The sequence below is a fragment of the Kribbella sp. NPDC054772 genome, assembly GCF_053611945.1.
In genome coordinates, this window is record NZ_JBSHBJ010000047.1 from 37,482 (window position 1) to 49,873 (window position 12,392).

General features: G+C 67.6%; 16 protein-coding genes. 12 read left to right on the forward strand and 4 right to left on the reverse strand.

The window, feature by feature from the left end; all coding sequences use genetic code 11:
- Positions 1-11: 11 nt before the first annotated feature.
- The 7 genes from ACWGID_RS38975 (at position 12) to ACWGID_RS39005 (ending at position 6,947) form a co-directional block, all read left to right on the forward strand.
- Positions 12-1,586 (forward strand): hypothetical protein, encoded by a 1,575-nt coding sequence (locus tag ACWGID_RS38975; RefSeq protein ID WP_452204411.1) that lies wholly within the window; start codon positions 12-14, stop codon positions 1,584-1,586.
- Positions 1,587-1,725: 139 nt separating this feature from the next.
- On the forward strand, positions 1,726-2,490 hold the full coding sequence (locus tag ACWGID_RS38980) for a hypothetical protein (protein ID WP_452204412.1): 765 nt from the start codon (positions 1,726-1,728) through the stop codon (positions 2,488-2,490).
- 57 nt (positions 2,491-2,547) lie between these two features.
- Positions 2,548-2,997, forward strand: coding sequence for a helix-turn-helix transcriptional regulator (locus ACWGID_RS38985; RefSeq protein WP_452204413.1), 450 nt, complete (start codon positions 2,548-2,550; stop codon positions 2,995-2,997).
- Between the two features lie 4 nt (positions 2,998-3,001).
- Positions 3,002-3,412, forward strand: a complete 411-nt coding sequence (locus ACWGID_RS38990; protein ID WP_452204414.1) for a VOC family protein — start codon at positions 3,002-3,004, stop codon at positions 3,410-3,412.
- 27 nt (positions 3,413-3,439) lie between these two features.
- Positions 3,440-5,800, forward strand: a complete 2,361-nt coding sequence (locus ACWGID_RS38995; RefSeq protein WP_452204415.1) for an ATP-binding cassette domain-containing protein — start codon at positions 3,440-3,442, stop codon at positions 5,798-5,800.
- Positions 5,801-5,918: 118 nt separating this feature from the next.
- The gene (locus tag ACWGID_RS39000; RefSeq protein WP_452204416.1) at positions 5,919-6,263 is read left to right on the forward strand and encodes a VOC family protein; all 345 of its coding nucleotides are present in this window, start codon (positions 5,919-5,921) and stop codon (positions 6,261-6,263) included.
- Positions 6,264-6,278: 15 nt separating this feature from the next.
- The gene (locus ACWGID_RS39005) at positions 6,279-6,947 is read left to right on the forward strand and encodes an HAD family hydrolase (protein WP_452204417.1); all 669 of its coding nucleotides are present in this window, start codon (positions 6,279-6,281) and stop codon (positions 6,945-6,947) included.
- A gap of 73 nt (positions 6,948-7,020) precedes the next feature.
- On the opposite strand, the gene ACWGID_RS39010 is transcribed toward ACWGID_RS39005, so the two are convergent.
- Positions 7,021-7,431 (reverse strand): Ohr family peroxiredoxin, encoded by a 411-nt coding sequence (locus tag ACWGID_RS39010; RefSeq protein WP_452204418.1) that lies wholly within the window; start codon positions 7,429-7,431, stop codon positions 7,021-7,023.
- 144 nt (positions 7,432-7,575) lie between these two features.
- Here ACWGID_RS39010 and ACWGID_RS39015 point away from each other — a divergent pair, with 144 nt between their 5' ends.
- Positions 7,576-8,376, forward strand: a complete 801-nt coding sequence (locus ACWGID_RS39015; protein ID WP_452204419.1) for a helix-turn-helix domain-containing protein — start codon at positions 7,576-7,578, stop codon at positions 8,374-8,376.
- Here the strand turns inward: ACWGID_RS39015 and ACWGID_RS39020 are convergent.
- Positions 8,367-8,744 carry a hypothetical protein gene (locus ACWGID_RS39020; protein ID WP_452204420.1) on the reverse strand — a complete coding sequence of 126 codons (378 nt, stop codon included), beginning with the start codon at positions 8,742-8,744 and terminating at the stop codon, positions 8,367-8,369. The genes ACWGID_RS39015 and ACWGID_RS39020 overlap by 10 nt on opposite strands.
- Before the next feature lie 123 nt (positions 8,745-8,867).
- Here ACWGID_RS39020 and ACWGID_RS39025 point away from each other — a divergent pair, with 123 nt between their 5' ends.
- From ACWGID_RS39025 to ACWGID_RS39040, 4 genes are all read left to right on the forward strand, one after another.
- Entirely contained in the window at positions 8,868-9,041 is a 174-nt protein-coding gene (locus ACWGID_RS39025) for a hypothetical protein (RefSeq protein WP_452204421.1), read from the forward strand.
- A gap of 33 nt (positions 9,042-9,074) precedes the next feature.
- Positions 9,075-9,539 (forward strand): GNAT family N-acetyltransferase, encoded by a 465-nt coding sequence (locus ACWGID_RS39030; RefSeq protein WP_452204422.1) that lies wholly within the window; start codon positions 9,075-9,077, stop codon positions 9,537-9,539.
- A 24-nt stretch (positions 9,540-9,563) separates the two neighbouring features.
- Positions 9,564-9,911: an HIT domain-containing protein gene (locus ACWGID_RS39035; RefSeq protein ID WP_452204423.1), complete on the forward strand. Its 348-nt coding sequence runs from the start codon at positions 9,564-9,566 to the stop codon at positions 9,909-9,911.
- Between the two features lie 87 nt (positions 9,912-9,998).
- Positions 9,999-10,697, forward strand: a complete 699-nt coding sequence (locus ACWGID_RS39040; protein WP_452204424.1) for a class I SAM-dependent methyltransferase — start codon at positions 9,999-10,001, stop codon at positions 10,695-10,697.
- A 3-nt stretch (positions 10,698-10,700) separates the two neighbouring features.
- On the opposite strand, the gene metG is transcribed toward ACWGID_RS39040, so the two are convergent.
- Both metG and ACWGID_RS39050 read right to left on the reverse strand, forming a co-directional pair.
- Positions 10,701-12,209, reverse strand: a complete 1,509-nt coding sequence (gene metG / locus ACWGID_RS39045) for a methionine--tRNA ligase (protein ID WP_452204425.1) — start codon at positions 12,207-12,209, stop codon at positions 10,701-10,703.
- Positions 12,206-12,392 (reverse strand): ATP-binding cassette domain-containing protein (locus ACWGID_RS39050; RefSeq protein ID WP_452204426.1); only part of this gene is annotated, 187 nt, incomplete at its 5' end. The genes ACWGID_RS39050 and metG, both read right to left, overlap by 4 nt.

Below are 12,392 nucleotides of genomic sequence, written 5' to 3' on the forward strand. Positions count from 1 at the left end.
GCCGCCCCGCCATGACCGACTTCCGCCCGTCCCGCCGTGACGTCCTCCGCCTGACAGCCGTCGGCGCCGTTGCCGCGGGCGGGCTGACCGCAATCCCGGCGTACGCCGACGGGATCGACTACACCGCCCGCCAGACCTTCGACGACTGGGACCGCCTCTTCCAGCAAGGCGGCCCCGGTCAACCCGACCAGCCGAACGACAACACCAATCGCGACGGCCGCTCCGGGATGCTCGCCTGGAGCCAGTCGTACGTGCTGCTCGGCCTGGTCCGGATGTACGAGAAGTACCGCGACACCTATTACCTGGACCGCCTCGTCGACAACATCGACCAGGTGCTCTCGGTCCGGGACAGCGTCCGCGGGGTGCAGGACTACCGCGGTCTCTCGCAACCCGCCTGGCGCGCCGACCACCCGTATACCACCGGCTACGCAACCCTTGCCGACAGCAACGGCCAGCCGCTGCTCGACCTGCGCGAAGCCCTGTCGTACGCCGAGGACACAACGGTCACCGTCAGCACCGGGTCCCGTCCGGACACTTTCACGGTCAAGCTCGTCAACACCTTCGTGAACCGCACGGTCACGCTGACAGACCTGTCCCTCGACCCGGCCAGTCCCGATTACGCCGTCACTCGGATCTACACGGCCGCCCCCGGACCGCTCCAGCTCACCGCCATCGACAGGCGGCCGACGCCGCGCGCAGGCGACGTACCCCGGCTTGGCACGTATGAAGTGCATTGCGAGCCGGTGATCTTCGCCGTGCACACCGGCATGATCACGTACCCGATCGCGAGCTTCGTGCGGATCGTCCTCGGCTCGCCCGTCCTGCGGCGGCGGTATCAGGCGAAGGCGGCCGAGTACCTGACCGCCTGCCGCGAGGCGGTCGCCGTGCACGACTGGGAGTACCGCGACGGCGGTTACCTGATTTGGCCGAAAGGCCAGCCGCTCGCGTACGACGGGTGCGAGCAACCCATCAACCAGTCGGTCGGCCTCGGTCAGACTCTCGTCGAGCTCGCACTGATCACGGGCGACCGCGGATACCGGGCGAAGGTCGCGGCGATGGGGCGGATGCTCGCGAGCCAGCTCGTGACCGACGCCGGCGACGCGTACCAATGGCACTACTGGCCGATGGGCGGGCACATCTACGAAGGGTTCGCGAAGAGCGGCGACCCGGCGACCGACCTGTCGATCTTCACGCCGTCCGGAGGGCCGGCCCGTCAGTTCGAGGACATCAGCCACGGAGCGATCGACGTCGAGTTCGCCGTACGGGCGTTCCGCGCGAAGCTGGCGTTCACGGGGCGGGACATGGCTCGGATCGCCAGGACGTTCACGCAGAACGTCGCCACCACGGACGCCGCCGGACTGCCCGCCGTACACACCACCGTCGCCGGCGGTGCGATCGGCGCGGCCTCGGTCGCGCACCAGGCGCCACGGTGGATGCAGGCGAGCCCGTGGGATCCGCAGGTCCACGCGCACTGTCTCGCGCTGTACAACCGCTACCAACCAACTCCCGAACGCGATGGCCAACAAGCCATCGGCTTCGGCTGGCTCCTCGCCAATGTCGCGTACCTGAACTGGGGAGCTCGATGACCACGGCGTACCTGATGACGTCCAGCCTGAACGCGTTCGTCGTGGGACCGGACGACGATTGGGACTGGCGGCGGCCGGTCGCTGACCCGCTGGCGTGACATCTTGTCGTCGCCGATCCGGAACCAGCTGAAGGGCGCCGATGTCTCAGTCGCACGTCGAACCAGGTAACTACCGCAACCCCTCGGACGACGCCTGGTGGCGCAAGGCGCTGGACGCCACCGCTGCGACCATGCAGCTGCGTGCCTTCGAGCAGAACGGCAGCGAGGTGCCCTGGTCGGACGCGGCGATCAACGCGAGCGCCGCGGCCAGCATGGGATGGCGGCAGAGCGAACGCTGGGCCGACCTCCCGAAGGGCCCGCTGGGCAACCTCGCCGACGGGTTCGCGGCACGGCTCGCGGAGGAGTACATCCGCGACGACAACGTCGGCACCCACATCGACAGCACGCCCTTCCTGCCGAACGTGCGCGCGCAGATGGCCCGCGGCGATGTCGACCGAACCCTCGAGACGGCCGCCTCCTCGATCGTGACGTCCGCCGATCCCGGTACGAACGGGGAGCGGTGGAACAAACCCGATCCGGAGAAGGTCGCCGACGTCCGGAACGCGATGAGTGAGGCGCTGCTCCAGGGCCGGTACGGGAACCCGCCCGCGGTCGGCGACCAGGACCAGGACTTCGCCTACCGCCTGGGGTACGCCACGGCCGACGCCGGCGTCAAGGCGGTGAACGAGTCCCTCGCGACCGGCCACGACAGTGAGCTCGCCCGAAGCGTTCAGCACACCCTCGGCGCCCAGCCCGCACCGCGAGTGACCGCTACAGCCGAGCGCACCGACGGCGCAGCCAGCCGCCCGACGAGCGGGGGTCCGGCGGCGGCGGTGAAGGCGAGCGGTACGGGTCCTCGGAGCTGACCGGCTCGTCGCCGCCTCTCGGTGACTTCCTTGCGTTGACGTGGCACGATTCCGGAGATGGGGAACAGTACGACGCAGGCGCAGCGCCTCGAGGACCTGGCGCGGCTGCGGCGTGTGAAGGACCGGATCGACCGGGAGTACGCGCAGCCGCTCGACGTCGATGCGCTCGCCCGCGGCGCGCACATGTCGTCGGGGCACTTGAGCCGTGAGTTCAAGCGCGCTTACGGAGAGTCGCCGTACGGTTATCTGATGACGCGGCGGATCGAGCGCGCCATGATGCTGCTGCGGCGCGGCGGGATGAGCGTCACCGACGTCTGCTTCGCGGTCGGCTGCCAGTCGCTCGGGACCTTCAGTACCCGGTTCACCGAGCTGGTCGGGATGCCGCCGAGCCAGTACAAGGAGCACGCGGCGGACGCGACCGTCGGCATCCCGTCGTGTGTCGCGAAACAGGTCACGCGACCGATCAGGAATCGAGAAGCATCTCCGGGCCCCGGACACGTAGCGTGACCCCATGAGCCTGAAGATTCTGAACACTTTCCTGCCGCACACCGATCCCGAAGAGTCCCTGAAGTTCTACCGCGACCTGCTCGGCTTCGAGGTCCGGATGGACGTCGGGTACGAGGGCATGCGCTGGATCACGGTCGGCCCGCCCGGCCAGCCGGACACCTCGATCGTGCTCACCCCGCCGGCCGTCGACCCCGGCCTCACCGAGGACGAGCGACGGGTCATCCTCGAGATGATGGCCAAGGGGACGTACGCGACCGTGGTGCTCCAGACCGACGACCTCGACGGCCTGTTCGAGCGCCTCCAGGCCACCGACGCCGAGGTGATCCAGGAACCGGTGGACCAGCCGTACGGCATCCGCGACTGCGCCTTCCGCGACCCGGCCGGCAACCACGTCCGGATCAACCAGGCCCCCTGACCCACGACACCTGGAGAAGACAGAGACATGAGCTCCGACGAGCATGTTGCCGACAGCCACGACATGATCCGGGTCACCGGCGCGCGGGTGAACAACCTGAAGGACGTCAGTGTCGAGATCCCGAAACGCCGGCTGACCGCGTTCACCGGGGTCTCCGGTTCGGGCAAGAGCTCGCTGGTGTTCGGCACCATCGCGGCGGAGTCGCAGCGGCTGATCAACGAGACGTACAGCGCGTTCGTCCAGGGCTTCATGCCGAACCTGGCCCGCCCCGAGGTCGACGTACTCGACGGTCTGACCACCGCGATCATCGTCGACCAGGAGCGGATGGGCGCCAACCCGCGGTCCACCGTCGGTACGGCGACCGACGCGAACGCGATGCTCCGGATCCTGTTCAGCCGGGTCGCGAAACCGCACATCGGCCCGCCGACGGCGTACTCCTTCAACGTCCCGAAGCGGACCGCGACCGGTTCGATGACCGCCGACAAGGGTGCGGGCGAGAAGAAGGTCGTCCGCGAACAGGTGTACGCCGGCGGCATGTGCCCGCGCTGCGAGGGCATGGGCGCGGTCACCGACTTCGACCTGACCGCACTGTACGACGCCGAGAAGTCGCTGAACGAGGGCGCGCTGACGATCCCCGGCTACAGCATGGACGGCTGGTACGGGCGGATCTTCCGCGGCGCCGGGTACTTCAACCCGGACAAGCCGATCAAGAAGTACACCAAGAAGGAACTGCACGACCTGCTCTACCGGGAGCCGACCAAGATCAAGGTCGAGGGCATCAACCTCACCTACACCGGCATCATCCCGTCGATCCAGCGGTCGTTCCTGTCCAAGGACGTGGACGCGATGCAGCCGCACATCCGCGCCTTCGTCGAGCGGGCGGTGACGTTCACGACCTGCCCGGACTGCGGCGGTACGCGGCTCGGCGCGGAAGCCCGGTCGTCGAAGATCAACGGCAAGAACATCGCGGACCTGACCGCGATGCAGATCACCGACCTGGCCGACTGGGTCCGCGCCCTCAAGGAGCCGGCGGTCGCGCCGCTGCTGAAGGCGCTGGGCGAGGCACTCGACTCGTTCGTCGACATCGGCCTCGGGTACCTGTCGCTGGATCGGCCCGCGGGCACGCTGTCCGGCGGTGAGGCGCAGCGGACCAAGATGATCCGCCACCTCGGGTCCTCGCTGACCGACGTGACGTACGTGTTCGACGAGCCGACGATCGGCCTGCACCCACACGACATCCAGCGGATGAACGAGCTGCTCCTGCAGCTGCGCGACAAGGGCAACACGGTCCTGGTCGTGGAGCACAAGCCGGAGACGATCGCGATCGCCGACCACGTCATCGACCTCGGTCCGGGCGCCGGATCCGGTGGCGGCCAGGTGGTGTTCGAGGGCACGCTCGACAAGCTGCGCTCCAGCGGGACGCTCACCGGCCGGCACTTGGACGACCGCGCGTCGCTGAAGCCGGCGGTGCGATGCGCGACGGGTGCGCTGGAGGTGCGCGGGGCTTCGACGAACAACCTGCAGAACGTGAATGTCGACGTACCGCTCGGTGTGCTGGTGGTGATGACCGGCGTCGCCGGGTCCGGGAAGAGCTCGCTGGTCCAGGGTTCGATCGCCGATCGCGAAGGCGTCGTGGCGATCGACCAGGGCGCGATCCGCGGTTCGCGGCGGAGCAACCCCGCGACGTACACCGGTCTGCTGGACCCGATCCGGAAGGCGTTCGCGAAGGCGAACGGGGTGAAGCCGGCGCTGTTCAGCGCGAACTCCGAAGGCGCCTGCCCGGCGTGCAAGGGCGCGGGCGTGATCTACACCGAGCTCGGGGTGATGGCGACCGTCGAGTCCCCGTGCGAGGAGTGCGAAGGCAAGCGGTTCCAGGCCGCCGTACTCGAGTACACCTTCGGTGGGAAGGACATCGCCGAGGTACTGGCGATGCCGGTGTCGGAGGCGTTGGAGTACTTCGCCGACGGTGACGCGCGGACGCCCGCGGCGGAGAAGATCCTGGAGCGGCTCGCCGACGTCGGCCTCGGGTACCTGTCCCTCGGCCAGCCGCTGACGACGCTGTCCGGCGGCGAGCGGCAGCGGCTGAAGCTGGCCACGCGCATGGGGGACAAGGGCGGGATCTACGTCCTCGACGAGCCCACCACCGGCCTGCACCTCGCCGACGTCGAGCAGCTGCTCGGGCTGCTGGACCGGCTCGTCGACTCCGGCAAGTCGGTGATCGTGATCGAGCACCACCAGGCCGTGATGGCGCACGCCGACTGGATCATCGACCTCGGCCCGGGCGCCGGCCACGACGGCGGCAAGGTGGTCTTCGAGGGCACGCCCGCGGACCTGATCAAGAAGCCGAAGACGCTGACCGGGAAGCATCTGAAGGAGTACGTGGCCTGACCTCTCGACCTCAGCCGGAGAACCGGTCAGGAATCGAGAAGCACCGGGTGTGGGTAGCGAAATAGCGTTGGAGTCAGTAAACGTCAGGGGCTGCGGCCCACGAACCAGGAGTGACGAAATGACTACCACGCAAGGCGCCAGGACGATCCTGCACCCGGTCACCGACCTCGAGAAGGCCAAGCCCGTCTACACCGCGCTGCTCGGTGTCGAGCCGATGGCCGACTCGCCGTACTACGTCGGCTACGACGCCGAGGGCCAGCAGATCGGCCTGGTGCCGAACAGCGACATGACCTCGCCGACCGCATACTGGCACGTGACCGACATCGAGGCCAAGATCAAGGACATCACTGCGGCCGGCGGCGCCCTCAAGGACGCACCGAAAGACGTCGGCGGGGGCCGCCTGGTCGCCACACTGACCGACCCCGACGGCAACGTCCTCGGCATTCTCCAAGACCCGTCCTGAGAAGGGCCCCACTACATGTGCAACGCCCCGCTGCAGGTCCGCGCCGCCCTGTACGGCGTACCCCGACCGGACAGCACCATTCAGCACGTGCTGTTCGACGCGGACGGCGTTCTGCAGGAGATTCCTGGTGGCTGGTACGCGGCCATGGAGCCGTATCTCGGCGATCGGGCCCGGGACTTCCTGCACGAGACCTGGAAAGACGAGCTGCCGATGCTCGCCGGGCAGGGTGACTATCTGCCGGTGCTCGCCACGACGCTGCGCAAGTACGGCGTGGCGGCACCGGTGGCCGAGGTGTACGACGCGGTGTGGAAGAACATCGTGCTGATCGAGGAGTCCCTCGCGGTGGTCCGGGCGCTGCGGCGCAACGGGTACGGCGTACACCTCGGGACCAACCAGGAGAGCTACCGCGGCGCGCACATGCGGACGGCGCTCGGGTACGACGATCTGTTCGACGTCAGCTGCTACTCCTACGACCTGGGCGTCGCAAAACCGGACCCGGAGTTCTTCACCCGTGCCGCCGACCGCATCGGCGCCGACCCGTCCACGATCCTCTTCATCGACGACATCGCGAAGAACGTCGACGCCGCCCGAACCGCCGGCCTCCCCGCCGAACAATGGACCTTCACCGAAGGCCACGCCACCCTCCAAACCCTCCTCACCAAACACAAGATCACGGCGGCCTAGGCAACAGCGTCACTCGACGACTACCTCGACACCCTTCTCACCAAACACACGAGGTCAGGGCCGCGTAGGCCGGTCACTCGACGACGACCTCAAGCGGGATGTTTCCCTGGACGGCGCGGGAGTACGGGCAGGTGTTGTGGGCGGCTTCGAGGAGCTTGTCGCCCGCTTCACCGCGGAGGTGCTCGGGGAGTTCGATCCGCAGTACGGCAGCCAGTCCGAACCTCCCGTCGGCGGGGACGAGACTGACCTCTGCGGTGACGGCGACGTCGCTGGCGTCGAGGTTCCGGAGTTGCGCGAGCCGATCGAGTGTGGTCGAGAAACAGGCGGCCCAGCCGGCGGCGAACAACTGCTCCGGGTTCAGCCCGTCGCCGTCACCGCCCATCTCCTTCGGGAACGCGAGCTTGATGTCGAGCTGCCCGTCGGCGGTGACAGCGCGGGCCTCGCGCCCGGACGACGTCGCGACAGCCGTGTACGTCGGATTCATGGTGGTGCCCCCTCGGTGGATCGGGATGATCTTCGTCAACGATCCGTGGCGCCGGGGGAGCGGTTCAATTACCTCCTTGGTGCAGTCCATCGCGTTACCTCGTGGGTAATCGTGGAGTGTCCGAGGCGCGCCGTACCCTCGCTTATGACCGTTTTGGAGGAGCCGCAGACAGTCGGCGAACTGCTGCGGTTCTGGCGCATGCATCGACGGATGAGCCAACTCGACCTGGCTGTCGAGGCCGAGGTGTCGACGAAACATCTGTCCTTCGTGGAGACCGGGCGCGCACAGCCCAGCCGGCAACTGCTCGTCCACTTGGCGAACCATCTGGACCTGCCGATGGCCGAGCGGAACCGGCTGCTGCTGACCGGCGGATTCGCTCCGCTGTACCTCGACGAGCCGTACGACTCCGACGCGATGCTCCCGCTGCGCGACTCACTCCGCGACCTGCTCGACGCGCACATGCCGAACCCGGCGCTGATCGTCGACGGCCTGTGGAACCTCATCGACGCCAACGCCGCCGCCGAACTCCTCTGGGCCGGCGTCGATCCCGAACTCCTGAAACCGCCGATGAACATGCTCCGCCTGTCGGTCCACCCCGGCGGCCTCCCCAGCATTTCGTCGATGACCGCGGCCTGCAGCCTCCCGCTCATCCACCAACTCAAACGCCGCAGCCGCGACACCCCCGACGAGGCCCTGCTCGAGCTCCTCGACGAGGTCGAGACCTACCTCCCCGCCAAGCTCCCCACCGCCCCCGCCCAGCAGCCAATGGTCACCCTCGACCTGAACACCCGCCTCGGCCCCGTCCGCCTCTTCACCCTCATCGCCACCATCGGCGCCCCCTTAGAAGTCAACGCCGCCGGCCTAGCCATAGAAACCTTCCTCCCCGCCAACCCAAGCAGCGCCAAGCTCCTCCAAGCCCTCGCCGACCAACCCGCTCAGGTGTAAGACGGTTCCGCTTCCTCCGCGTCCTCGCTGAACCGTCCGCGAGCAGCCATCACCGCGAACGCCTCCCGAGCAACCACCGCGATCCGCGTCGGCCATCCAGACTCGATGATCTCGTCGACCTGCTCCAGCCCCTCCGTCGCCGCAAGCGCCTCGTTCACCACCGCCAACACCCGCCCGACCTGCTCGAACTCCTCAGCCGTGTACGTCGACAACGCGCGCGGCGGCTCGTCCACCCAGTCGAAGAACAGGTTGAAGTAGTCACCCACCCCAACCAGCAACACACCGCCATCCCCGTCAGCCAGGATCTCGAGCACCTCAATCACCCGATTACGAACCCGCTGTTCGACGACCCGCCCGGACACACCCATCCCGCCAGCATCGCAGCACGCGTCGTACGACGGCCACGAATTTGCTGCGCGCGTACGGCGAGCCTGGTCGACTGCGACGTCGGCGGCGCGACGGCAATCGGCTGGGAAACAAGTGGTCGCTGGATGGCATCTTTGTTCCCCACCGCGTCACCGATCTGGACGTCGCCGAACGGTGCGGCGGTTGGTTCGTGGATCGACCTCGGCTGCGTTACGGCGTACATCGGCGGCTGGGAGAAGCGCGCCGGCGGCCGCCCGGTGGGCATCGAGCTCTGGAAGGCCACGCTGGAAACCCGATAGCCCGGCCGTCGCGTCCTGCGAAAGACTCACCGCATGGACATCTGCCTCGCAGATCAAGCGGACCTGCCTCAGCTGACCCGTCTGCTCTGGCTGAACGCGACCCCGGACCAGCGAGCCAACCAAACGATCGAGGCGTTCGAGGCCGACCTTGCCGCGTGGTGGACCGACCACGCCAACACTCACCTCGCCTTCATCGCCCGCCCGACCGAAGCAGACGGCACCGACCTCGTCGGTATGGCGTGGCTCGCGCTGGTTCCACGCCCGCCAAGACCTGACGCACTCGATCGCCGCTCGGCCGATATCCAGAGCGTCTTCGTCGTACCGGAACACCGTGGCAAAGGCATCGGCTCAGCCCTCGTACAAACCGCCTCGGATCACGCGCTCCACACCGGCGCAAGCCGAGTCACCGTCCACTCCGGCCGCAAGGCCGTCCCCGTCTACGAACGCCTCGGCTTCACGTCATCCCCCCAACTCCTACAACACGAGCCAAACCTCTAACCGCCGTACCGAGAGGTGACTGACATGACTGAAGCGCCGTACGTCGGTAGTGACTTCTACTGCGATGTCGCGCTCGTTGACCCGGCTCGGCTGGGGGTTGTGTACGAGGATGAACGGGTGCTCGCGTTTCATCACACGCGCCCGTATTGGGATCTGCATATCGTCGTCATTCCGAAGCGCCACATCGGGTCGTTGACCACTGCCACAGCTGCCGACGAGCCAGACATCCGAGCGCTGCTGCAGGCGGTGCAATCAATCGCGCGCGATGTCGAGATCGAACACGGCGCCGCCGCGGTGCTGACCAACCTCGGCGAGTACCAGGACTCCAAACACCTTCACGTCCACGTCCACAGCGGAGGGCTCACCAACTAGCCCGAACTTCAGCGGCGCGACGGCCGTCGTACGGGCGAAGCTCGGACCTGCGGGCTTCGTTCATGGATCCGACAGAAGGAGCGCTCGGTGCCGAAGACCGACTACGACGAGTTCGCTGTGGCGTACTCCGCGGACAACGAGGTCAACCTGCTCAACGGCCATTACGAGCGGCCGGCGATGGTGAACCTCGCGGGCGACGTGGACGGCCGCCGCATCCTCGACGTCGGTTGCGGCTCCGGTCCGCTCTCGGCGGCGCTCCGCGACCGAGGCGCGATCATCACCGGCTTCGACCTGAGCGCGGCGATGATCGACCTGGCCCGCCGCAGGCTGGGCGAGGATGTGGACCTGAGGGTCGGCGACCTGGCCAAGCCCCTCCCGTACGCCGACGCGGCATTCGATGACGTCGTGGCCTCACTCGTCCTGCACTATCTGGAGGACTGGACCGAGCCGCTCGCGGAGCTCCGCCGCGTGCTGAAGCCGGGCGGACGCCTGATCCTGTCGCTGAACCACCCGATCGTGCACACGGCGTTGAACCCCGACGCCAAGTACTTCGATATCGCCGAGTTCTCGTTCGACGCCGAGCACGCCGGCCGAACCGTCACCTACAACATCTGGCACCGCCCGCTGCAGGCGATGAGCGACGCCTTCGCAGCGGCAGGTTTCCGGATCTCGGTCATCAGCGAGCCGCCGATCGCCGCGGACACACCGGTCGAACTCCGTCCACAGGGGATGGACCACCCGGCAAGGTTCATCAGCTTCATCTTCTTCGTCCTCGAGGCCTCCTGACCCTCAGACACGGACCACGCGGACGAAGACGGGCACGGGAGCCGCGACCTGTTCGCTGTCGCCTAACTGCCTCGACAGCCGCGTGGCCCCGGCTGGACAGAACGGCGCGAGCTCCGTCGTGATCGTCCGACACGCCTGGGCGACGCGGCTGAGGAGACGGTGCACCAGATCCGGGTCGCCCGAGCCGCTCCTGAGCACCTTCCAGGGTTCCGCTGCGTTCAGCAGCTGATTGGCAAGGTTGACGGTGGCAACCAACTGCGCGGTCGCCGACCGGAAGTCCGCGGTCCTGAGCGCGGCGTCGATCCTCGACGGAAGGGCGGCGCAGGCAGCGTCCAGATCGGCGCTGTCCCAGGCCGGCCCGGTCACGGGTACGCCGTCGACGTGCAGCCGACCGTCGTAGTACTTGTGCAACAGGGTCACGGTGCGGTTGGCAAGGTTGCCGAGCCCGTTCGCCAGGTCGGTGTTGTAAGCCTGGATCAGGCGGGCTGTGGTGAACTCGGTGTCGCCGAGGAGCGGTACCTCACGGGTGATCCACCAGCGAAGAGCGTCCGTACCGTAGTCCTCGACCAACTCGACGGGATCGACGATGTTGCCGGTGCTCTTCGAGAGCTTGGCGCCGCCCGCGTTGACGTAGTCGTGGACATGGATGGTGGTCGGGAGCGGCTGGCCGGCAGAGAGCAGGAGCCCGATCCAGTAGACGGCGTGGAAACGGGTGATGCCCTTGCCGATCACGTGCACACGTTCGCCGTCGCCTGCCCACCAGTACTCGTAGTCCTCGCCGGGATCGTCGACGCCGAGTGCGGTGATGTAGTTGGTGAGCGCGTCCCACCAGACGTAGATCACCTGACCGGGATCACCCGGCACCGGGATGCCCCAGCCGCCCGCGCGAGCAGCCGGGCGGGAGACGCTGAAGTCCTGCAGTCCCTCGTTGAGGAGCGCCAGTACTTCGTTGCGCTTCTGAGGCGGGTTGATTGTGAGGGTGCCACTGGTGATCGCGTCCTTGATGTGATCGCGATAGCGGGTGAGGCGGAAGAACCAGTTCGTCTCGGTCACGCGCTCGGGCGCCGTACCGTGTTCCGGGCAGAGTCCATGGAGCAGCGCGTCGGGCTCGTAGAACTGCTCGCATCCAACGCAGTACAGGCCTGTGTAGGTGTGCTGGTAGAAGTCGCCTGCGTCCGCGCAGCGCTGCCAGAGGTAGTCGACGCCGGGACGATGTCGTGGGTCGGACGATGTTCGGATGTAATCGTCGCAACTCAGGTCGAGAAGGCCTTGGAGTGCCTGGAAACGGTCGGCGGCTGCGTTCACGTAGTCGGCCACCGGCGTCCCGGCGTTCCGGGCGGCGAGGACGTTCTTGAGGGCGTGGTCGTCGGTGCCGGACAGGAATCGAACCGGTTGGCCGCGGAGCCTGCGGTGGCGTGCGAGCACGTCAGCCTGCACGAACTCGAGCGCGTGACCGAGGTGCGGCGCCGCGTTCACGTAGGGGATCGCGGTGGTGATGTAGTACGGATTCATAGGGGTTCCTTCCCTGTCATATCGGCAGGGAGCCCCACATCGCGGGGGGGGGGGGCGCCCGCGCGGGCGGGGGGGGTTACGAGCCCCCCCACGACGCGCAGCAGCGTCGACTTCCCGGAGCCGTTCTCGCCGATCAGGCCGCTGACCTGACCTGGTGGGAACGCGCAGGTGACCTGGTCGAGC

Excerpts from the sequence above, each read along its gene's own strand:
- ACWGID_RS38975 (WP_452204411.1), top strand. The coding sequence starts at position 12 with ATGACCGACTTCCGCCCGTCCCGCCGTGACGTCCTCCGCCTGACAGCC.
- ACWGID_RS38980 (WP_452204412.1), top strand. The coding sequence starts at position 1,726 with ATGTCTCAGTCGCACGTCGAACCAGGTAACTACCGCAACCCCTCGGAC.
- ACWGID_RS38985 (WP_452204413.1), top strand. The coding sequence starts at position 2,548 with ATGGGGAACAGTACGACGCAGGCGCAGCGCCTCGAGGACCTGGCGCGG.
- ACWGID_RS38990 (WP_452204414.1), top strand. The coding sequence starts at position 3,002 with ATGAGCCTGAAGATTCTGAACACTTTCCTGCCGCACACCGATCCCGAA.
- ACWGID_RS38995 (WP_452204415.1), top strand. The coding sequence starts at position 3,440 with ATGAGCTCCGACGAGCATGTTGCCGACAGCCACGACATGATCCGGGTC.
- ACWGID_RS39000 (WP_452204416.1), top strand. The coding sequence starts at position 5,919 with ATGACTACCACGCAAGGCGCCAGGACGATCCTGCACCCGGTCACCGAC.
- ACWGID_RS39005 (WP_452204417.1), top strand. The coding sequence starts at position 6,279 with ATGTGCAACGCCCCGCTGCAGGTCCGCGCCGCCCTGTACGGCGTACCC.
- ACWGID_RS39010 (WP_452204418.1), bottom strand. The coding sequence starts at position 7,431 with ATGAATCCGACGTACACGGCTGTCGCGACGTCGTCCGGGCGCGAGGCC.
- ACWGID_RS39015 (WP_452204419.1), top strand. The coding sequence starts at position 7,576 with ATGACCGTTTTGGAGGAGCCGCAGACAGTCGGCGAACTGCTGCGGTTC.
- ACWGID_RS39020 (WP_452204420.1), bottom strand. The coding sequence starts at position 8,744 with ATGGGTGTGTCCGGGCGGGTCGTCGAACAGCGGGTTCGTAATCGGGTG.
- ACWGID_RS39025 (WP_452204421.1), top strand. The coding sequence starts at position 8,868 with ATGGCATCTTTGTTCCCCACCGCGTCACCGATCTGGACGTCGCCGAAC.
- ACWGID_RS39030 (WP_452204422.1), top strand. The coding sequence starts at position 9,075 with ATGGACATCTGCCTCGCAGATCAAGCGGACCTGCCTCAGCTGACCCGT.
- ACWGID_RS39035 (WP_452204423.1), top strand. The coding sequence starts at position 9,564 with ATGACTGAAGCGCCGTACGTCGGTAGTGACTTCTACTGCGATGTCGCG.
- metG (WP_452204425.1), bottom strand. The coding sequence starts at position 12,209 with ATGAATCCGTACTACATCACCACCGCGATCCCCTACGTGAACGCGGCG.